Genomic DNA, 20,459 nt, shown 5'->3' on the forward strand with positions numbered 1-20,459 from the left:
GTAAGTAATTTGCTAAAGGCAAATATACAATTAGAAAAGGGGCATTTTGCCCCTTTTTAGAACCTTATTTTTAGTCCTACCAAAAAGTTTATACCTGCTTGAGGAAAAACGAAGTTTTCAGTTACTTTTCCCCCATATATATAGCTGTATGTGTATCCATTAGATTCGTATTTCGCATTGAATAGGTTATTAACTAGTAAGGTGAGCGTTGCGGCTTTCCAGGTATAGGATGAACTAAGGTCAGAAACAAAGTAAGCATCTAGTTTTTTATCCTCAGAAGATGTATTGTCCAAATACTGCGTCCCTACATATTTTGGAAGTAGACTGAGCTCCCAATTTGTCACTGGCTTGTAGGTCAGGGTAGCTCCTCCTATGATGTTTGGAGAAAAGGAAATGTCTGTATCTCTTAGGTCTGTGACTTCGTCAGGACTTCCATCAGAACTTGGGACTACGTAGGTAAGGGAATTGATTTTGTTACGGCTCAAGCTCAAGTTGGCGCCTGCACTTATCTTTGAACTAAGCAGGGCAGTTGCTTGAAGTTCTATACCTGCCCTATAACTATTCGGTACATTCATGCGGATGGCTTCTCCTACTTGATTGATTCTCCCTGTTAGTACTAGCTGATCCTTATAGCTCATGTAATACAGATTCACTTCTGACACAAATTTCGTTTTCTGGTATTTGTATCCCCCTTCAAAGTCATGTAGATTTTCCGGTTTAGGAACATTTGGGGCAGTATCCACAAAATCTGTGCGATTGGGCTCCTTTGCTCCTTTGGCATAAGAGATATAATAGGTAGTCTGTGGAGTGGGTTTGTAAGTTAGACCTACTTTGGGATTAAAGAAGTGCCAGGTATTTCGGAAATCTAGGTGTTGGAGCACATCACCTGTACCTACCATATCGAAGCTTACGGTTCTATACTGGAGGTCAACGTATGCATTCAGGTTTTTTGCTAAGTTGTAGTAAAGTTTTGCATAGAGATTGAAATCTTTTTTTGTACTGTTATTTTCATAGTACCTATGATTGATATTCCCATTGGAGAAATACTTTGCCCAAATCACTTCACCAAAGTGTTCACCTTTATACTCGTTATATCCTCCACCAAATGAGGCGTTGATGTTTCCTTCGTAGTCTAATGACCAAACCCCTCCGTAAAAGGAATTATCCAGATATTTTCTCCTGATCAAGTCCGTTCTTTTGAGGGTATCTCCTCCTATGATGACATCATTTAGTCCATAATCAGAGAAGTATCCTCTGTTCTTAAATTGCTCATAGTATCCGTCACCTTTAGTAAAGAATAGGGTAGGGTTAAATCTCCACTTGGGTGATAATTCAAAAGAGGAGATCAATTGCCAGTGCGACTGTACATAATGATCCACTTCATTTTCATAATTGTAGTAATTATATCGTCTTCCGGAGGCCAGTAACTCTTCTTTGTGTGACTGGTCATATCCATTTCTTTCGATATACTCATCTAAACCCTTCATGTCTCCTTTAGCGAGTGCTTCAGGAATACCGTACCAGGACTGATAGGTGACTTCTTTTCCACCAAAGTGATTTAATCTGATAAAGTTATTTTTGAAATAATATCCACCAGAAAGATAATAGGATTGAAGATCAGAGCTGGCTCTGTCTACGTAACCGTCTGATTGGATCTTGGATAAACGGGCATCAAATACAAATCCGGACCCTAGAAGACCTGAGGAGGTTTGGAAGTTTGTCTTTAGGGTTCCAAAGGATCCTCCGGTGACATTTACCTCTGCAAAGGGTTTGGCGTTCATTTGGAGGGTGCTCACGTTAACTGAGGCTCCAAATGCTCCAGCGCCGTTTGTAGAGGATCCTACGCCTCTTTGAACCTGTATACTTTGAACAGAAGAAGAAAAATCAGGCATGTTCACCCAAAAGACCCCTTGAGATTCTGCATCATTATAAGGAATACCGTTCAAGGTTACATTGATGCGGGTGGGGTCAGATCCTCTTATTCGTATGCCCGTATATCCAATGCCCGTTCCGGCATCAGAAGTGACCACTACAGAAGGTAATTGATTAAGAAGGAATGGTAGATCCTGACCTAAGTTTCGTTTTTCTAAGGCAGTTTTGCTTACATTGGAATAGACCATTCCGGAGTTTTCATGCGCTCGGGTAGCCTTAACTACCACTTCGTTTAGATTTTTAAGAGTGTCTAAAGTTTGGCCGTAGCTGAAGAACGGCAGCAATAGAAATAAAATACGATAAAGTTTCATAATAATTTTACATTATTACGAAGGCGTCAAAGGAGCAAAAACCGTCTTCGGTTTTTAATTTAAATACAGTTTCATCTACAGGCAATTCGGCCGCTATTTCCTTTTGATGTTTACTGCAAAGAATCCAGATGGATTCCTCAAATCCCTTCGTCGGTATTAGCCGCATCAGGTTCAATGGGTATGATCTCAGCCCGTTATATTAAGGCACCCCTTTTTGAGATTTACGCTACAAATGTAGTATAGACTTTGTAATATTCAAATTAGTGCAACATTAATTTCCTTGAATAGGCATTTGCCATTCCGAGGCTTAGCACCCCTCCGGCCAGTAACAGATGGTAAAGACTGATATTAAAATCACTTTCCCCAAACAGTGCATTTCTGAAGGTACCCAAAGCAAAGAAGGTTACACCTACCACTATCCATAGTCCTACCATGATTTTGCCTCTGATCATTCCCACTATACCAATAAGGAGTACTAATAGCATAGAGACGGTGGGAACCCAAAAACCAATCTGTTCAATATTAAAGATGGCATAAAGGATAAAGAGTATAAATCCAACGGTGATGATCCCAAAGCTGCCGAAAGTAGAAATGTCCTTGTTGAACACTAACGCAGCGCTTCCTCCAATTAGACCTATACCTCCGTTTATAGCGGCTAAACCTTGGAAAAATTGAGAAATACTAGCCCCTTTTTCCCATCCGAAAAATCCTAAGGCTCCAAAAGTGGCGGCTGCTACCACTGAAAGTACAAAGGATTCCCAAAGAATAGTTGAAGTGAATTCCAAAGGCACCAAATATCTGAAGAATACGTATAGCCCTATGAGCGCTAATATGACGTCAGAAATGCCGTGGTATAAATTCATTGTAATGGTTTTTAAGTAAAGTTAGGTATAAAATTAACTTCGGGGTTAATTTTTATCCCAAATTTCTCATAAACAGATGCTTGTATCTCACTGGCTAAGTTTGCAATTTCTTTGCCTTTACCTCCACCAAAATGAACTAAAACTAAGGCCTGCTTATCATGCACACCCACATGTCCCGTTTTCTTGCCTTTCCATCCAGCCTGTTCGATTAACCATCCGGCGGGAACCTTTACCGTTTCCGGATTTATGGGATAAGAAGGTAAATTAGGGTAAGTTTTTTGAAGTTCTTCAAACTGTATTATAGGGATTTCAGGATTCTTAAAAAAGCTTCCGCTATTTCCTATCTGTGCTGGATCTGGAAGTTTACTTCTCCTGATATGTATCACCGCATTGCTCACATCCTTTACAGTGGGAGCGGATATTCCCCATTCGTTTAAAGTATCTTTTATGGCACCATAGGAGGTGTTAACGGAAGGGTTTTTCTTTAGTTTGAAACTAACTCCTAATATGACATATTGGTCTTTTCCCTCTTGCTTGAAAAAGCTTTCTCTATAGCCAAATTTGCATTGTGCATTATCAAAAGTAACTACTTGAAGATCCTGTTTTCTAAGAGCTTCTAACTTTATAAAGGTATCCTTTACTTCTGCGCCATAAGCTCCTATATTCTGCATAGGTGCTGCGCCTACTGTCCCCGGGATGAGACTCATGTTCTCTAATCCTCCCCAACCATTTTCTATAGTGAATAAAACTAGATCATGCCATATTTCTCCAGCTCCTGCATGAACTACCACAGTATCCTCAGTCTCCTCTACTACTTTTATTCCTTTGATATTCATCCTTATCACTAAGCCCGGAAAGTCTTCCAGGAGGAGTACGTTACTACCTCCTCCTAGGATGAGTAGGGTTTGAGCTAAGGGAGAAGAAATTGCTTCTTTTAGTTCCTCTAAATTTTGTACTTCACAGAAGTATCGAGCTTTAGCATCAAAGCCAAAAGTATTATAGCCCTTAAGGGAAATATTTTCTTTAATGTTGATCATATTCAGTTTTTAATGGTTTGAGTTCACCAGCAGTGATTCTCAATGAAAGCACATTATTTTTCGGAGGAATGGGACAATTCCAGCCATCTGAAAAAGCACAATATGGGTTATATAATTTGTTAAAGTCTATTTCAACTTGTCCATTTTGGAAATCTCCTAGTTTTAGATCAAGGTATCTTCCTCCTCCGTAGGTTTCATCCGGTGCAGTAGCATCTTTTAAGGGTAGGAAAAGGAGATCTTTGTAAAGAGGTAATACAGGTTGTGGTTGATATACGGTTAGTTCATACTTCTTACCTTTGATCTCAAATTTAATCTTAGCGTACTCCTTGTAGTCTTTGATCTTGGTGCCTGTGGTAGGTACGGAGATGATCTTACCTTTCTTAAGTAATCTGTATTTAGCTTGTACCTTAAACTCTTCAGAAATAGGGAAGAAGGCCTGCTCTGAATTAGGAAACTGCTTTTTGGTTCTTTCTTGATAGGCAGTCCTATAGGTGTTTATGTCCTGAGCACAAACATAAAACGGCAAAATTAACAGAAGAAGGATGCTGCGCATAGATAAAAATTGTTTCTCAAAAATAGGAGGGCATGGGTTAAAAAAATAGGTTTTTTCGTGAATTTTAGATTAAGGTAGTAGGTAAGGGAAAAGCTTTTCCGTCAGAATGTTTAACTTTGTGGATATTGGACGCCAAATTTTAAATAAAATGTCAAAAATAATTTATACCATTACGGACGAAGCACCCGCTTTGGCTACGTATTCTTTTTTACCCATAGTAGAAGCTTTTACCAAACCGGCAGGAGTTGAAATTGAAACCCGTGATATTTCCCTTTCAGGTCGTATTCTGGCTAACTTTTCAGAGTTCTTAACAGATGAGCAGAAGGTCTCTGATGATTTGGCATATTTAGGGAAGTTAGCAGTTGAGCCGGAAGCGAACATCATTAAACTTCCTAATATTTCGGCATCCATTCCTCAATTAGTAGCGGCGATCAAAGAACTTCAAGCTAAAGGATATGCGGTTCCTGATTACCCTGAAGAACCAAAAACGGGAGAAGAAACCTTTATCAAAGCGAAATACGACAAGATCAAAGGTTCCGCAGTTAACCCTGTATTAAGAGAAGGAAACTCTGACCGTAGAGCACCGAAAGCGGTGAAAGAATATGCTAGAAAACATCCGCATAGCATGGGAGCTTGGAGTGCAGATTCTAAGTCGCACGTTTCTTCCATGACAGAAGGTGATTTCTATGGTAGTGAAAAATCTGTAGTTGTTCCTAAAGCTACTAAGTATAAAATAACCTTCGTAGGAGCAGATGGAAGTACTAAGGTTCTAAAAGAAGGTGCTTCTTTACAAGAAGGAGAAACTGTTGATTCTGCTGTAATGTCCTATAGCAAGTTGAATGATTTCTACGCCAAAGAGATTGAAGACGCAAAAGCAAAGGATGTACTTTTCTCCGTACACTTGAAAGCTACCATGATGAAGGTTTCTGACCCTATTTTATTTGGTGGAGCTGTGTATCAATATTTCAAAGAAGTGTATGATAAGTATGCCACTTTATTTGATGAGTTAAATATCAATCCAAATAATGGTCTAGGTGATCTTGAGAAGAAAATCGCAAGCCTTCCTGAAGATCAAAAGGCTGCTATTGAGGCTGATATTAAGGCAGTGTACGAAAAGAATCCTGCATTGGCAATGGTGAACTCTGACAAGGGAATCACTAATCTTCACGTACCTAGTGACGTTATCATTGATGCATCTATGCCTGCCGCTATCCGTACCTCCGGACAAATGTGGGGGCCTGACGGAAAACAAAAGGATACAAAATTTGTTATTCCTGATCGTTGTTACTCTGGTGTTTATCAAACGGTAATTGATTTTTGTAAAAATAATGGTGCTCTAGATCCTGTTACTATGGGTTCTGTATCAAACGTAGGTTTGATGGCTCAGGCAGCAGAAGAATATGGTTCTCATGACAAGACTTTCCAATTAGCAGGTGCAGGTACTGTTCAGGTTACAGATGAGGACGGTAATGTGTTAATGGAGCAAGCGGTAGAAGCTGGTGATATCTTCCGTATGTGTCAAACGAAAGATGCACCGGTTCAGGATTGGGTAAAACTTGCAGTAAATCGGGCAAGAGCTACTAACACTCCAGCCATCTTTTGGTTAGATAAGAATCGTGCACATGATGCAAATCTGATCCAAAAAGTAGAGAAGTATTTGAAAGACCATGACACTACAGGTTTGGATATCCAAATCATGAGCCCTGCTGAAGCTACCCAATACTCTTTAGAAAGGATCGTAAAAGGATTAGATACCATTTCCGTAACCGGAAACGTACTTAGAGATTACAATACTGACTTGTTCCCGATCTTAGAGGTAGGTACTTCCGCTAAAATGCTGTCTATCGTGCCATTGATGAACGGTGGTGGATTATTTGAGACAGGTGCAGGTGGATCTGCTCCTAAACACGTACAGCAATTCGTAGAAGAAGGGTATTTAAGATGGGACTCCCTAGGAGAGTTTCTAGCTTTAGCCGTTTCCCTTGAGCATTTCGCACAGGTAAATAATAATCCTAAAGCTCAAGTTCTTGCAGATACTCTAGATGAAGCTACCGGTAAGTTCCTTGAAAATGACAAGTCACCTGCAAGAAAAGTAGGACAGATTGATAACAGAGGTAGCCACTTCTATTTAGCACTATACTGGGCTCAAGCCCTTGCTGCACAGGATAAAGATGCAGAATTGAAAGCTATCTTTGCTCCAATTGCAGAAGAGTTGACAGCTAAAGAAGCTGCCATCAATGAAGAATTACTAGGGGCACAAGGTAAACCTCAAGACATAGGAGGGTATTATAAACCTGAGTTCGCTAAAGCTTCAGCAGCCATGCGACCAAGCACCACTTTCAACAGCATTCTTGCTAAGTTGTAATAGGTTATTCAGAGAATCCCCCGGAAGTTTTCGGGGGATTTTTTTGTGTGCCCAGCATGTGCAATAACTCTAGGGTGTAAGTCCCGAACACGCCTTTACAGTGGGAAGTGTTAGCTTATGACAAGGGTGTCCACCGTGAGGTGGAATCTGAAGGAAGTCTGAGGCAAAACCTCGATCCGACGAACAGAAACTACATACAAGGCCGCAAGTGTTGGGTGAGGCTGCAAAACAAGCCGAAGCCCTAAACTGTACGGAAACACTATGGTAAATGTAGCGGATATATGAGGTGAAAGTTATTGTTCTTACCTGGGGAGATCTGACTAAACTCTGTCAAAGGTATACGCGAATGCCCGCGAAGAAACATATAGCAGAATAATAATGCTAGTATGCTTTAGTCAGAAGTCAGCAGAGGACATAGTACCCTGCTTCTCTACTTTATACAGGGGAAGGTCTGAATGTTAGAATGGCAAAGGAACCATGAAGTTTATGACGAAGTGTTAAAAGCCGAACCACATAAGAGAACTGCTTGCATGAGGGTAGGTCGGAAACTGATAGTAAAATGCAAGAGGAGCTTAGCTGAGTCGTGCAACGAAGTGGACACAATGCCTGAGGTTTTTTTTAGTAATACTATGTTGGAAGAGATATTACACATCCGAAATGTCAAACACGCAGTTGATCGTGTCATCTCTAATGGAGGTGCTAGCGGAGTTGATGGTATGCAGATCGATAATCTTCGTGACTACCTTAACACGCACTGGCAATCCCTGCGATCGGATATTCTCTCTGGCACTTACCGCCCACAAGCTGTTCGGAAAGTAGAGATTCCCAAAGCAAGTGGCGGCAAGCGTATGCTGGGTATCCCAACGGTCATCGACCGTGTTATTCAGCAAAGCATTTCCCAATGGCTTGGGTTAAAGTATGAGGGTGATTTTCACGATAACAGCTACGGCTTCCGTCCGAATCGTAATGCTCATCAGGCCGTCATTAAAGCGCAAGAGTATCTGAACTTGGGCTACACGTGGGTCGTTGAACTTGATTTGGAACAATTCTTCGATCAAGTGAACCACGACATACTGATGCATCTTTTGAGCAAGAAGATTACGGATCGTCGAGTCCTAGCGCTGATCGGGAAATACCTTCGTTGTGGGATTATGGATCATGGTCTTGAACAAAAGCGAACCAAGGGCACACCACAGGGCAGTCCTTTAAGTCCACTTTTGTCAAACATCATCCTGAACGAACTGGATACGGAACTCAGCTCCCGTGGACATCGATTTGTACGTTATGCGGATGACTGTAGTATCTACGCGAAGAGCAATAAATCCGCCACTCGTATTATGCGCAACATCACCAGTTACATCGAATCTACACTAAAACTGAAAGTGAACCGTGAAAAGAGTAAGGTAAGCAAACCTTCCCAAAGTAGTTTACTCGGCTTTAGTTTCTTCAAAACTCAAGGAGATTGGCAGATTCGTATCTCTGCAAAGAGTATCGAACGAATCCGAGAGAAGTTACGTCAAAATACTCGACGTAATACAGCTACTCCTATGCATGAGCGACTGACTAAACTACGGCAAATTATTCACGGCTGGGTGGATTACTTTCGTATAGCAACGAATAAGAAGGTGATGGTAACACTAGATGAACTAGTGCGAAGACGCTTGCGTGTTCTGCTTTGGAAGCAATGGAAGACCGCAGGTAATCGAATTCGGAACTTAATGAAACTGGGAGCCAAACGCTGGCTTGCCTACCAACATGCGAACACCCGTAAATCCTATACTCGGACAGGGACAAGCCCTATCGTTCAAACAACGCTAACAAACTCATACTTTACTAAATTAGGTTACGAAGGATTTGCAGACTACTATTACTGGAGAACAACGCATCAAACGACGTTATTCTAACAAACCGCCTTGGTACGGATCCGTATGCCGGGTGGTGTGAGAGGACAGATAGGGAAATAATCCCTATCTTCCTACTCGATTGTCCAATAAGTACTTATAAAAGATAGAATTCTCTTTCATTAGATACTGGTTAGCTACCGTTTTACTCTGATAATCTCTCAATATCAGATCATAATTATCCTTTATTTCCGAGGGGACATAATGAGGTCTCCAAGAAAAATGCTTAAGGTTTGATCCTATATACTTTATAGGTAGAAATGAAACTATACCTATCAGAAGGATTTTCGCCCACTTCCACTGGGAAGGATAAGTTAAAGATTTGATAAAGTAGAGATACAAGATCAAAAGCAAGGGCATGGTGGCACGGGAATACAAGTCATTTCCCACTCCCAATTTTACCATAGGCAGAAAAAGTAAGAGCACTATAGTGATTTTCATTTCCAAAAGGAGTTTATACCTCTTCTCTGTAAAGATGTAGAAGATGATTATTTCTCCAAATAGCAAAAGGAGGTAGTTAAATATGGTTTCTGAACTTGTCAGGGTGAACTCTATTTCACTACTGGTTTGATTAGACAGTAGATAGAGGGCTACTCCCAGCATGGCAAGAACATTTAGGCCCAAGTATATGCTAAGGTTTTTTACTTTGGTTTTGGAAAACTCCGGCCAGACCTTTAATAAGTAGATTATGCCCAGTATTATGGCGACAAATGGAGCCCAGAACAATCCTGCTATAAATAAGGACGATAGATTTACCAATTCCTTCGGACGGAGATACAATACTATTCCGGTAACAATAAGGGTGTATATGAACTGATTTGGTACCCAGCGCAAAGAAAGATACATGGGTAGTAGATTCCAGCGGGTTTCGTAAAAGTAGAAGTAAGAACTGGACAATAGATTTTTCCCTTCCAATAGAGGCATGATAAAGCTAAGTACGCCACTGATAAAAAACAGAAGAAGAATGTGGTAGAAATTTCTTTTGCAAATGAGATATAACCAGGTTAATCCTAAGTATAGACCTAGCATTTCCCAGATGCCTAGTAATAGATGTATGTTAGAAACATGTTTTAAGATTAACCCCGGAACAATGTAAAACCCGAAATAGTAACTGGCGTAAGCTGAGGGATTATCATAATATATGGGTAAACTCTTGCTGGAAAAATCGTAAGTTTTCTGAAGATGATGAATAAGATCTAAAGTGGAGCTACCCCCTATACCTGTGATACCTGAAACGAGTATAAGAGCTGCCGTTAAAAGGAATATTTTAGTTTTTTCAATAGCAGATATTTGTATCTGAATATTTGATGAGGCGAAAATCTGGTAAAAGGTTAATCCTGTAAATAAGGTAGCTGTCAAAATCTTCCACGGATTTACCAGCCAATAATAATAAAATAATACTAGTGGTATATTGATATAAAGTACTGCTAACGCCACCGGGTAGTTGGCGGATCTTATACGAATCATCTGAAAAAGGGTTCAGTAGGGCATATACCTATGTTTTTAGTATTAAACATTAGGTAATGTAAACAAAATTAAGAATTTATTAAATGGTACCAAAAGGTGATTTTTTGAACAAAGCTTTTCTACCCCGAATCTACTGTTTATTTTAAGGGTAGAAATTTCCAGAATCATGGCTTCTCCACAAATCAGTAACAGGATAATTAACCAGATTGTGCTTATTATAGCCATAGTCTTTTCCTGTCTTCTGATCTTTCATTATCTAAATTACTACTTACCCGGATTTCTGGCCGCTATTACTTTGTATATCGTTTACAGAGAATGGTACTTCCGTCTGACTGAACAAAAGAGGTGGAATAAAGTATTAACAGCCTTACTTTTTATCTTTTTTTCCATCGTTTTTATTGTCTTGCCGCTTTGGGGTTTGATTGACTATATGATTCCGCGTCTGTCCGTTTTTCTGGATAATACGGATAGTATCATGCAGAAGTTTAATCAGGTCAAAGAATATATGAGCAAGAAGCCGGTCCTGGAAAATATTGATCTTTCAGATGAAGCACTAGCAGATTTCCTCCAAAGCCTTACAAAATACCTTCCTAGAATCTTGAATTCAGTAGCAGAAGTACTGCTGAACATGCTTGTTGCTTTCTTCGTCTTATATTTTATGTTGGTTTCCGGACGGAAATTGGAGAATCAACTGACCCATTTTTTTCCGTATTCGGAGGTGAGCCGACAGGAGCTTTGGTCAGAGATCAAATTAATGGTGAGAACGAATGCCATTGGAATTCCTATCTTGGGCATGTGTCAGGGTCTGGTAGCCATGCTAGGGTATTATCTTTTTGGGGTAGAAAATGCGGTGCTATGGGGAATCGTTACCGGAGTGGCTACTGTATTTCCTGTCTTAGGTACTATGGCCGTATATGTTCCTATATGTATTGTATCCTTCGCTACCGGTGAATGGACAAATGCGCTGTGGTTGACTTTGTACTGTTTCTTTCTTGTAGGAGGTATTGATAACGTGTTGAGGTTTACACTCTTGAAAACCCTGGGAAATGTACACCCTTTGATTACTGTTTTTGGTGTGCTCTTAGGCTTGAAGTTGTTCGGAATGTTAGGTCTGATTTTTGGCCCTTTACTATTATCATCTGTAGCCGTGTTATTTAAAGTTTATCTCAATGAATATGGAAGACCAAAAGAAAAATAGGCTGCTGTCTATAGACATCTTTAGAGCCCTAACCATGTTCTTTATGATCTTTGTCAATGACCTATTTACGGTAAAAAATGTACCGAAATGGATGCTACATACGGAAATGCACGAAGACGGTATGGGTTTTTCGGATGTCATCTTTCCCATCTTTTTACTTATTGTGGGTATGTCCATCCCCTTTGCAAAGGCAGACTGGAAGGGAATAGGAATGAGAACTTTTGCCCTACTTGTTATGGGGGTCTTTTTGGTTAATTATGAGTATTTTCCTTCAGGACCGGGCAAACCATTGATGAGTATTCTGGCGGTTACCTCCTTCTTTCTGATTTGGTCAGTTAAAAGTACCGTACTTACCAGGGTGCTTGGTGTAGCGGGACTGATTCTTTTTGTGTATTTATATCCCGGTTCTATGAAGACCCATTGGTGGGGGATTTTGGGATTAATAGGTTGGAGTTACCTGATAGCAGCAGGGCTTTATAAATTCTGTAAAGGCAATCTGAAGGCCTTGTACGTTGTAGCCTTTTTATTGCTATGCCTGAGTGTTGCTGACCATTCAGGAGCACTTGATAGCATAAAACCTTTCCGTGTCCATTTTTGGGTAGTAGAGAGTGGAGCTTTACCCTTTTTGTGTGTGTTGGGTATTATAGCTTCAGTAACTTACAAGAAGTCTCTATCGTATTTCTACACCTTGATAGCCTTAGGTGTGCTATGGATGGTATTAGGGTTTGTCCTTCGGCCTATCGGAGGGATCTCAAAAATACTTGCTACACCCTCTTGGGTCTGTATCTGCGGAGGCATTGGATATTTAGTGTATGCAGTACTCTTTTATGTTGTAGATTTAAAAGGGAAGGAAGGATGGGCAAAGCTACTTATGCCCGCGGGAGCGGCTACTCTCACGTGCTATTTGATTCCTTATTATTGGTACAGTTTAAGAAGTCTAACCGGATGGAGATCTCCGGAAGTGAATACTTGGATAGGGATAATTTTATCTCTCGGTTTGGCGCTTTTTCTGATCCAAGTCACGGGTTTGTTGAAGAGAATTCGATTGAGATTGTAGGTCGAAGATTAACTCCGACCTACCGTCCTATTATTTCAAATTAGACAATGTTTTTTCTAATAAGGCCTTAGTAGCTTTGATACCTTCGTCTTCAGAAAGAACATTTCCTTCATATTCTATTCCTATAGCCCCTTTGAAGCCGCTGTCTTTTACTATTTTCATAATGCGGGCATAATCCTTTGTGGTTTCATTGCCATCTGCATCAAAATCATTCGTCTTGGCAGAAACACCTTTTGCATATGGCATTAGTTCTTCTATGCCTTTGTACATATCATAAGATTTAGTACAGCCTTCAGGACCGCGTTCCATGCAGAAGTTCCCGAAATCAGGTAAGGTTCCTACATTTGACATGTTCACCGTCTTCATTACTCCAGATAACCAAGATCCATCAGAACTATATCCACCGTGGTTTTCTACTACTACATTTATACCTTTTGTAGCAGCATATTCCCCAAGCTTCTTCAAACCATCTGCAGCATTAGCCGCAACTTCTTCCGCAGTACCTTGTCCGGCAGCATTTACCCGAATGGTATGCGCACCCAGATAGGCGGCTACATCCACCCATGGGTAATGATTTTCTACTGCTTTCTGTCTTTCTGCTTCATCCGCATTTCCCAGGTCACCTAAGGCATCACACATGATTAGACCTACATTTACACCTGCCTCATCGCAGCGTTTCTTGAAGTCTTCCCAGTATGCCATGTCTTTAGCTTTGCCATAGTAGAAGGTATTTACAAGTTCTATTGTAGATATCCCGTAACTTTTAGCGATCGAAGGAAAATCAATAGGTTTAAGAGGACCCTGTAGTAAAGAATCCGGGGCTTCTCTCAGGAGTCTACCAAATTCCTGCCAGTTGCCATTTAAAGCATCTCCAAAAAAACTTTTGTGTAAAGACCATTGTGCAAGTGAAATGGTATAATCAGAGGCAGTTTCTTCTGCTTTTTGGGTGCAAGACTGGAAGAATAATGCACCTGCTGCCATGAAGCTAAGCATAATACTTTTTTTCATAAAATGGTTGAATATTTTGGTTAGTAAAACCCAAACCTACAAAAAATATCATTTTACTGGCACAGTATTGACTTTTATTTTAAAGGTCTTGAAATCAATTTTTCCGACACATTGTTACTACTTTACCTATTCTAAATTTATGATCTATACTTCACGTGCTGCACAGCTTACTGTGCTTATTGCGCAGCTAGAGAAAAGAACCACTATAATCAGCTTCTTTCGTGTCTTATTTGCGGGATTATCTGTTTTCTTCTTTTACAAGTTCTTAAATTCTGCTTCTAGTGTTTTTTTAGGAAGTGCCGTAGTAGGTATTTCCGTTTTCGTGTATCTGGTAATCAAGTACTATAAATATCAAGAAGATCTGGATCAGAAAAGGAGCGAAAGGGAGATCAATCAACAAGAATTAGATTTTATTAACCAAAGGAAATTTCCTCTTAGTCCGGGTACTGAGTATTTGTCAGAAGCTCATCCTTACACCTTTGATTTGGATATTTTTGGTCAAAATTCCTTGTTTCATTACCTCAATAGAACCCATACCTTCCCGGGGGAAAAGGCATTGGCCGGTTCTTTATTGCAAGCTTCGGATGTAGTAATAGAGAGACAAAATGCCGTGAAGGAGTTGGCGCAGAAACTGGATTTTCGACAAGAATTCGCGGGTAAAGCAAGGAGGTTTAAGGACTCCAAAAAAGAGTTTGAGGAAATCAATCAATGGATAGGAGACACAGATTATCCCGAAGTAGATAAAATCTTCTGTTTCATAGTACCCTTGATCTTTTTGGGAACCTTAACCGCTTTTAGTTTGGGCTTACTCCCATTGAGATGGCTTATACTTTCCATTGTCGTTAACTTATTTTTGACGGGCAGATTTTTAAAATCTATCCAAAAAGAATTAGCAGAAACCAAAAGAGTAGGTGAGATATTTAACTATTACTCAGGATTGATTTCACGTATCGAAAGAGAGGAATTTAAAGATCCATTATTGCTAAAGTATAGATTAGAATTAAGTCAGGCCGGAGTGGAATTAAAAAAAGTAGGTTCCCTTTTTCAGAGTCTTTATGGCATAAGATTTGGCTTAGGGGCTCTGATGTTGAATTCTACTATTCAATACCATGTACACGTATTACGGAATCTCATCCAATGGAAAAAAGTTCATGCCTCTTCAGTTCCCAAATGGATAGAAAGCATGGGAGAAATGGAAGCATTGATGAGTCTGGGGAATTTTGCTTATCAGCATCCGGAATTTGCTTATCCGGAACTTACAGACCATGTGGAAATTCATTATTCAGATATGGGTCATCCACTAATTCCTGATACCAAAAGGGTGAATAACAGCATAAGTCTGACACAAAAGAACTTCATGATACTGACCGGTTCTAATATGTCCGGTAAGAGTACATTTCTGAGGTCTATTGGTGTAAACCATGTTTTAGCCGGAGCCGGTGCTCCAGTCTGCGCCAAGAGTGCCAGTGTATCCATACTTCCTCTTTATGTCAGTATGAGGCAATCTGATTCTCTGATCAGTGGGGAGTCTTACTTCTTTGCAGAGGTGAAAAGGCTACGTACCATTATGGATGCATTGGAACAAGGACCTACCTTGATTCTTTTAGATGAAATTCTGCGTGGAACGAACTCTGACGACAAACAATCCGGTACCATGGGTGTGATCCGAAAAGTGATTAATGGGAAAGCTTTGGGCGGTATTGCTACACATGACCTGGAAGTTTGTAGTATGGTGGAGCAGTATCCAGGTCAACTGGAAAACTATAACTTTGAAGTGGAAATTAAGGATGACCAACTACTTTTTGATTACACCTTAAGAAAGGGAATCTGCCAAAATAAGAGTGCTACCTTCCTGATGAAAAAGATGGAAATTATTTAGACTTTCTGAAGCTTAATTTGGCTGGTTTTCTATCAAAAGACTGAAGTGCACCGATAGGTGAAATTTCCACCCTTTTTTCACCGGGTCTTACATAGAAAACATATCCAGAATTCACCCCCACTATAGAAACTTCTTGTTTTTTGCCATCTGAGAATGTGATATGGTCAGTGTATTTTAGTGTCCCTTGTTCCAGTTTTCTGGCAGTACTTGATCCAAAACCTACGTCTAAGCCCACGTAAAAGCTAAATAAGAAAAAGACGAAAAAGAGTACCCAGGTATCTAAGGTCTTATCTGTACCATCCCACTTTAGAAAATTTTTGATCTTATTTTTTTGCTCCTTCGGCAATCCGCTTAATGTAAATAAAAGCAGGAAGGTGGCTAAGAAGAAGAGGATAAGCACATAGTGGGAAGTTAGTTTTGCTACAGGGCTTATAAGTATATCCGTAAGATTCGAATAGTTTATGATATTTACATACAATTGGCTGTAATACAGAGCTTCGCCAAGAATACCTAAGATTACAATGTAGAGATAACCTAGCGTCAATACACCTTGAAGGCCTTGAGTACGGAATAGTTTTCTGATCATAGGAGGCTGTTGTTAATCACAAAACTATATAAAAAAACCGCCCTATAGAAGGGCGGTTTTAAGAAGATTAGTATTCTTTTACATCCTTATGGTCATAAGGCTCTGTAAGTAATTCATCTATAGGTAGTTCTGGTTTGTTCAAGCCTAGACGATTAAGGAGACTGTCGAATAATTGATAAACCACAGGCACCACAATTAAAGTCAGGAACAAGGAACTGATCAAACCACCAATAATAACCCAGGCTAGACCGTTTTTAGATTCTGCACCACTACCTGAGGCCATTGCAATAGGTAACATACCAAATACCATGGCAATAGTTGTCATCAAGATAGGTCTTAGACGAGCATGGTTAGCTAGGATTAATGCTTCTCTGGTTGACTTGCCTTCAGCTTTCAATTGGTTAGTAAAGTCAACGAGGATAATGGCGTTTTTCGCCACCAAACCAATTAACATGATCATACCTAACATGGTAAAGATGTTCAGGGTGTTATTAGTCAATGCCAATGCCAGCAAGGCACCGATCACCGCAAGTGGAATAGAGAACAATACCACAAAAGGGTGAACGAAACTGTTATACAAGGCTACCATGATAAAGTACACCAAGATCACTGACATTAAGATGGCAATACCTAAGGTACCAAATCCCTCATTCTGCATTTCAATATCACCACTCCAAACGTAACTTACACCCGTAGGTTTTGGTATAGAGTCAAGTTTAGGCTGCCATGCCGCAACCACCACAGAGGCTGGTACACCCACCGCTTGTGATTGAACCTTGATAGAGGTACTTTTATCTCTACGCTCGAGCTGGCTAGGTCCTGAACTTTCAGAAATAGTGGCAAACTGTCCTAAACGAATTAATTCGCCTCTTTTGTTCGTGAATACGGTATTACTCACGTTATCTACGTTCTTACGATCGTAGTCGTCAAAACGGATATTGATATCATATTCATACTGCCCTTGACGGAATTTGCCGTTAGTGTTACCGTTAAATGCGGTTTGCATAGTAGCACCTACAGTAGATAGGTCAAGACCTAAAGCGGCCATTTTGTCTCTGTCTACTTCAACGGATATCTCAGGATTACCACTTTCTGCAGATAATTTGGCTTCTGATGAACCAGGTATCTTTTTTAATTCCGCTAATGCAAGTTCAGCGTACGCAGTCACACTATCTCTGTCAGATCCTACTACCACTAATTCAATAGGTGCCTGGTCTGCTGTTCCAATAAAAGATACAGGAAGAGCCTTAATCTTTGCACCCACCAGAACTTTTTGCAGTTCCTGCTTAGTTTTTGCAGCATAAACATCTGTATCATCCTCTCTGTACTCCTTGTCTACCAATTTCACCAGGATCTCAGCTTTGTAAGTAGGAGATAAGGTAGCTACCATACCATCACTGGACTGACCTACAGAGGTAATCATATTCGCTACCTCAGGTTTTTTACTTAAATACTCTTCCGCCTCCTGAGTGATCTTATTGGTTTGTTCAATAGCTGCATCCTTAGGAAGTTCAATCTGAAGGTAGAATTCACCACGATCAGAAGATGGGAAGAATTCCCCATTGATATATCCCGCACCTACCAATAAGAAAGAGGAGAAGAACATCACAATCACGACAAGTGAAGTAATTAACTTGTGATTCAAAGCCCACTCTAGGATAGAAGTAATCCAACGTGTAAACTTATTCAACTGCTCTTCAAACCATAAGATGAAACGGTTGAAAATGTTAGTTGGCTGGATATGTTCCAACTTACCAAAACGAGAAGTAAGTAGCGGTACAATAGTAAATGAACTCAATAGGGATAGTAATACTGAAATTACTACTACCAAACAGAATTCTCTAAGGATATCTGCCACAATGCCGGTTGACATGGCGATAGGTAGGAATACCACCACAATTACAAGGGTGATAGAGATTACCGTAAACCCGATCTCCTTAGCCCCGTCATAAGCTGCTCTCACCTTGTTTTTACCCATCTCCATATGACGGTAGATGTTCTCGATAACCACTATGGCGTCATCCACAAGAATACCCACCACTAAGGAGAGCCCTAACAGGGACATCATGTTCAACGAGAAGCCCATTAGGTTCATTCCAATGAACGTAGCGATCAAGGATACCGGAATGGAAACCATTACGATCAGGGAGTTTCTAATAGAGTGCAAGAAGAACAACATGATCACAGCTACCAAAACAATGGCTAGGAACAAGTCAAATACCACCGCATTAGCTGATTTCAAAGTATACTCTGAAGTATCATTCGCTACGGCAATCTTCAAGTCATTCTCTGCGTATTGTTGTTCTACTTTAGATAAGATTTCTCTTGTCAGCTGACTCACTTGTACGGCGTTAGCATCAGATTGTTTCAATACCTGTAGAGCGATAGAACTTTTCCTGTTAACACGAGAAATCTTCTCAACGTCTTTTTGAGTGTCCTGTACGTCTGCTATGTCACCCAAACGAATTTGTCCGCCGCTTGGGGCATCAGCGATCACTAAATTTCTGAGCTCTTCTACGTTTTTGTATTTACCGGCTAGACGGACTAGGATGTCTTGGTTGTCTGACTTGATACTACCTGTAGGGAAGTCCAAGTTTGCACCTAAGATGGCTTGTTGTACCTGAAGAATAGATAAGTTATATCCTTCAAGTTTATTGGCATCAATGTTTACCTGAATCTCTCTTTCCTGTCCACCTACAAGGTTAACTTGTGCTACACCCGGAACACGGGAAAGGATGGGCTGAACCTGCTTATCTATCAAGTCATAGAAAGAGGCATCATCCATCTGAGCCGTAGCTGAAAGGGTCAAGATAGGTAAGTCATCAAAGGAGAACTTGTTCAAAGAAGGGGCCTCTGCATCATCAGGAAGTTCTGATAGCATGGCATTGATCTTTCTCTGCGCATCATTCAGGGCTAAGTCTACATCCGCTCCAGAACGTAATTCTATCACCACAAGAGACAAACTCTCGTAAGAAGTGGCATCTAGTTTCTTAATGTTTTCTAAGGAGGCTACAGCATCCTCTATTTTTTTTGTAACCGTGTTTTCCACCTCTGAGGGGGAAGCACCTGGGTAAACAGTACTAATAGAAACCACAGAAGGAGAGAACTTTGGTAAAAGTTCATAGTTCAAACTGAAGTAACTAAGAATACCGAATAAGGTCAGTGCTGTGAAGACCACGATCACAATCGATGGTCTCCGTATGGATATATCAGCTATTTTCATGTCTTCTTATTTCTGGATTTCAATTTTAGCTCCGTCTTGCAAGTTGATTTGACCTGCTATAACTACTTGTTGACCTTCTGTAAGGCCGGCTAATATTTCTACTTCGTCTCCGAAGATGGAACCTGCAGTTACTGTAGTAAGTGTAACGGTGTTTTGTCCCGGATTTACTACATACACTTTACCGTTCTTAACACTTCCTATGAAAGCGGTTCTAGGAACAGTTAAGATAGGCGCAGTTTTTTCAAAGTTAAAGTGCGCTGATGCATACATCCCTGACTTAACCTCGTTAGCACCTGTAGGGTTTAACTTGATTTCAATAGGGAAGTTTAAGGAAGCATCAGACTTTACAGAAATAAATGAAACTGTACCGGTGAAGGTTTTGTCAGGGAAGACAGGAATAGTAATGTCTACTTTGTCCCCTTTCTTCAATTGTACTACTTGCTTTTCATTTACGTTTACGTTCAATTTCAAAGATGAAATATCTACGATATCAAATAGTTTAGTACCCGGAGTAGCGTATGAACCTAATTCAATATGTTTTTTATTGATGATGCCAGAAATGGGAGCTTTTATGTTCACGTCTCCGATTCTCTTTTGAATTTGCTCAATACCTATTTTAGCATTCTTCACAGCTAGGTTGATTTCGTCTACTTGAGCCTGAGTAACTCCACCTGTTTTCAATGCATTTTCCAAGCGAGTTTTGTCGTTCAATAGCTTTTGATACTGCTCATTTGCATTTTGTAGATCTAGGGAAAGGTACTTGTCTTCAACCGTAGCTAGCAGTTGGCCTTTTGCTACTCTATCACCTTCTTTAACACGGATAGAAGTAATTCTACCTGCTACCTCTGACATGAATTCCAGGTCTTGATTAGGTACAAAATTACCGTTGGCAGTGAAGTCTAGGTCTATTGCTTTTACAGTAGCTGTACCTAATTTAACTAATACAGCTCCATCAGCAGCGTTTACTACTTCAACTTTTGCTTGGTTCTCCTTTTTGTTTTTGTTTAAGATGTATCCTATGGCTGCTCCAAAACCTACGAGAACGAGTATGGTAATAATAATTCGTTTCATTTTTTCTT

Annotated in this window: 14 protein-coding genes and 1 riboswitch; of the genes, 5 read left to right on the forward strand and 9 right to left on the reverse strand. The window is 40.2% G+C overall.

Annotated features, from left to right (window positions below):
* Window positions 1-56: 56 nt before the first annotated feature.
* The 4 genes from LBYS_RS15550 to LBYS_RS15565 all read right to left on the reverse strand — a co-directional run bounded on the left by LBYS_RS15550 (window position 57) and on the right by LBYS_RS15565 (window position 4,696).
* A complete protein-coding gene (locus tag LBYS_RS15550) occupies window positions 57-2,243 on the reverse strand; it encodes a TonB-dependent receptor (protein ID WP_013409799.1) in 2,187 nt (728 codons plus the stop codon).
* Window positions 2,244-2,368: 125 nt separating this feature from the next.
* Window positions 2,369-2,465, reverse strand: a riboswitch (TPP riboswitch).
* A gap of 38 nt (window positions 2,466-2,503) precedes the next feature.
* Window positions 2,504-3,106 (reverse strand): hypothetical protein, encoded by a 603-nt coding sequence (locus LBYS_RS15555; RefSeq protein ID WP_013409800.1) that lies wholly within the window; start codon window positions 3,104-3,106, stop codon window positions 2,504-2,506.
* A gap of 11 nt (window positions 3,107-3,117) precedes the next feature.
* Entirely contained in the window at window positions 3,118-4,143 is a 1,026-nt protein-coding gene (gene murB / locus LBYS_RS15560; RefSeq protein WP_013409801.1) for a UDP-N-acetylmuramate dehydrogenase, read from the reverse strand.
* Window positions 4,130-4,696, reverse strand: a complete 567-nt coding sequence (locus LBYS_RS15565; RefSeq protein WP_013409802.1) for a DUF1684 domain-containing protein — start codon at window positions 4,694-4,696, stop codon at window positions 4,130-4,132. The genes murB and LBYS_RS15565 overlap by 14 nt, the downstream gene beginning before the upstream one ends.
* A 148-nt stretch (window positions 4,697-4,844) precedes the next feature.
* Between LBYS_RS15565 and LBYS_RS15570 the strand changes: the two genes are divergently transcribed.
* Both LBYS_RS15570 and ltrA read left to right on the forward strand, forming a co-directional pair.
* Window positions 4,845-7,061: an NADP-dependent isocitrate dehydrogenase gene (locus tag LBYS_RS15570; protein ID WP_041823795.1), complete on the forward strand. Its 2,217-nt coding sequence runs from the start codon at window positions 4,845-4,847 to the stop codon at window positions 7,059-7,061.
* A gap of 530 nt (window positions 7,062-7,591) precedes the next feature.
* Window positions 7,592-8,965, forward strand: coding sequence for a group II intron reverse transcriptase/maturase (gene ltrA, locus LBYS_RS15575; protein ID WP_013406875.1), 1,374 nt, complete (start codon window positions 7,592-7,594; stop codon window positions 8,963-8,965).
* 63 nt (window positions 8,966-9,028) lie between these two features.
* Here ltrA and LBYS_RS15580 read toward each other — a convergent pair whose 3' ends face one another.
* Entirely contained in the window at window positions 9,029-10,429 is a 1,401-nt protein-coding gene (locus tag LBYS_RS15580) for a hypothetical protein (protein ID WP_013409804.1), read from the reverse strand.
* A 166-nt stretch (window positions 10,430-10,595) separates the two neighbouring features.
* Between LBYS_RS15580 and LBYS_RS15585 the strand changes: the two genes are divergently transcribed.
* Both LBYS_RS15585 and LBYS_RS15590 read left to right on the forward strand, forming a co-directional pair.
* Window positions 10,596-11,627, forward strand: a complete 1,032-nt coding sequence (locus LBYS_RS15585) for an AI-2E family transporter (protein ID WP_013409805.1) — start codon at window positions 10,596-10,598, stop codon at window positions 11,625-11,627.
* The gene (locus LBYS_RS15590) at window positions 11,599-12,684 is read left to right on the forward strand and encodes a heparan-alpha-glucosaminide N-acetyltransferase domain-containing protein (protein ID WP_013409806.1); all 1,086 of its coding nucleotides are present in this window, start codon (window positions 11,599-11,601) and stop codon (window positions 12,682-12,684) included. Before LBYS_RS15585 ends, LBYS_RS15590 begins: the two co-directional genes overlap by 29 nt.
* 30 nt (window positions 12,685-12,714) lie before the next feature.
* On the opposite strand, the gene LBYS_RS15595 is transcribed toward LBYS_RS15590, so the two are convergent.
* Window positions 12,715-13,692, reverse strand: coding sequence for a sugar phosphate isomerase/epimerase family protein (locus LBYS_RS15595; protein WP_041823798.1), 978 nt, complete (start codon window positions 13,690-13,692; stop codon window positions 12,715-12,717).
* A 139-nt stretch (window positions 13,693-13,831) separates the two neighbouring features.
* Between LBYS_RS15595 and LBYS_RS15600 the strand changes: the two genes are divergently transcribed.
* Complete coding sequence (locus LBYS_RS15600; RefSeq protein WP_041824870.1) at window positions 13,832-15,571, forward strand: MutS-related protein; 1,740 nt, start codon at window positions 13,832-13,834, stop codon at window positions 15,569-15,571.
* On the opposite strand, the gene LBYS_RS15605 is transcribed toward LBYS_RS15600, so the two are convergent.
* The 3 genes from LBYS_RS15605 to LBYS_RS15615 all read right to left on the reverse strand — a co-directional run bounded on the left by LBYS_RS15605 (window position 15,564) and on the right by LBYS_RS15615 (window position 20,451).
* Entirely contained in the window at window positions 15,564-16,157 is a 594-nt protein-coding gene (locus LBYS_RS15605; protein ID WP_013409809.1) for a hypothetical protein, read from the reverse strand. The genes LBYS_RS15600 and LBYS_RS15605 overlap by 8 nt on opposite strands.
* Window positions 16,158-16,224: 67 nt before the next feature.
* The gene (locus LBYS_RS15610; RefSeq protein WP_013409810.1) at window positions 16,225-19,380 is read right to left on the reverse strand and encodes an efflux RND transporter permease subunit; all 3,156 of its coding nucleotides are present in this window, start codon (window positions 19,378-19,380) and stop codon (window positions 16,225-16,227) included.
* Between the two features lie 6 nt (window positions 19,381-19,386).
* A complete protein-coding gene (locus tag LBYS_RS15615) occupies window positions 19,387-20,451 on the reverse strand; it encodes an efflux RND transporter periplasmic adaptor subunit (protein ID WP_013409811.1) in 1,065 nt (354 codons plus the stop codon).
* Window positions 20,452-20,459 lie beyond the last annotated feature (8 nt).

Origin of the sequence: Leadbetterella byssophila DSM 17132, assembly GCF_000166395.1 — a bacterium.
GTDB lineage: Bacteria > Bacteroidota > Bacteroidia > Cytophagales > Spirosomataceae > Leadbetterella > Leadbetterella byssophila.

What these genes read in the sequence shown, in the direction of transcription:
- LBYS_RS15550 (WP_013409799.1), bottom strand. Translation starts at nt 2,243, where the DNA reads ATGAAACTTTATCGTATTTTATTTCTATTGCTGCCGTTCTTCAGCTAC.
- LBYS_RS15555 (WP_013409800.1), bottom strand. Translation starts at nt 3,106, where the DNA reads ATGAATTTATACCACGGCATTTCTGACGTCATATTAGCGCTCATAGGG.
- murB (WP_013409801.1), bottom strand. Translation starts at nt 4,143, where the DNA reads ATGATCAACATTAAAGAAAATATTTCCCTTAAGGGCTATAATACTTTT.
- LBYS_RS15565 (WP_013409802.1), bottom strand. Translation starts at nt 4,696, where the DNA reads ATGCGCAGCATCCTTCTTCTGTTAATTTTGCCGTTTTATGTTTGTGCT.
- LBYS_RS15570 (WP_041823795.1), top strand. Translation starts at nt 4,845, where the DNA reads ATGTCAAAAATAATTTATACCATTACGGACGAAGCACCCGCTTTGGCT.
- ltrA (WP_013406875.1), top strand. Translation starts at nt 7,592, where the DNA reads ATGAGGGTAGGTCGGAAACTGATAGTAAAATGCAAGAGGAGCTTAGCT.
- LBYS_RS15580 (WP_013409804.1), bottom strand. Translation starts at nt 10,429, where the DNA reads ATGATTCGTATAAGATCCGCCAACTACCCGGTGGCGTTAGCAGTACTT.
- LBYS_RS15585 (WP_013409805.1), top strand. Translation starts at nt 10,596, where the DNA reads ATGGCTTCTCCACAAATCAGTAACAGGATAATTAACCAGATTGTGCTT.
- LBYS_RS15590 (WP_013409806.1), top strand. Translation starts at nt 11,599, where the DNA reads ATGAATATGGAAGACCAAAAGAAAAATAGGCTGCTGTCTATAGACATC.
- LBYS_RS15595 (WP_041823798.1), bottom strand. Translation starts at nt 13,692, where the DNA reads ATGAAAAAAAGTATTATGCTTAGCTTCATGGCAGCAGGTGCATTATTC.
- LBYS_RS15600 (WP_041824870.1), top strand. Translation starts at nt 13,832, where the DNA reads ATGATCTATACTTCACGTGCTGCACAGCTTACTGTGCTTATTGCGCAG.
- LBYS_RS15605 (WP_013409809.1), bottom strand. Translation starts at nt 16,157, where the DNA reads ATGATCAGAAAACTATTCCGTACTCAAGGCCTTCAAGGTGTATTGACG.
- LBYS_RS15610 (WP_013409810.1), bottom strand. Translation starts at nt 19,380, where the DNA reads ATGAAAATAGCTGATATATCCATACGGAGACCATCGATTGTGATCGTG.
- LBYS_RS15615 (WP_013409811.1), bottom strand. Translation starts at nt 20,451, where the DNA reads ATGAAACGAATTATTATTACCATACTCGTTCTCGTAGGTTTTGGAGCA.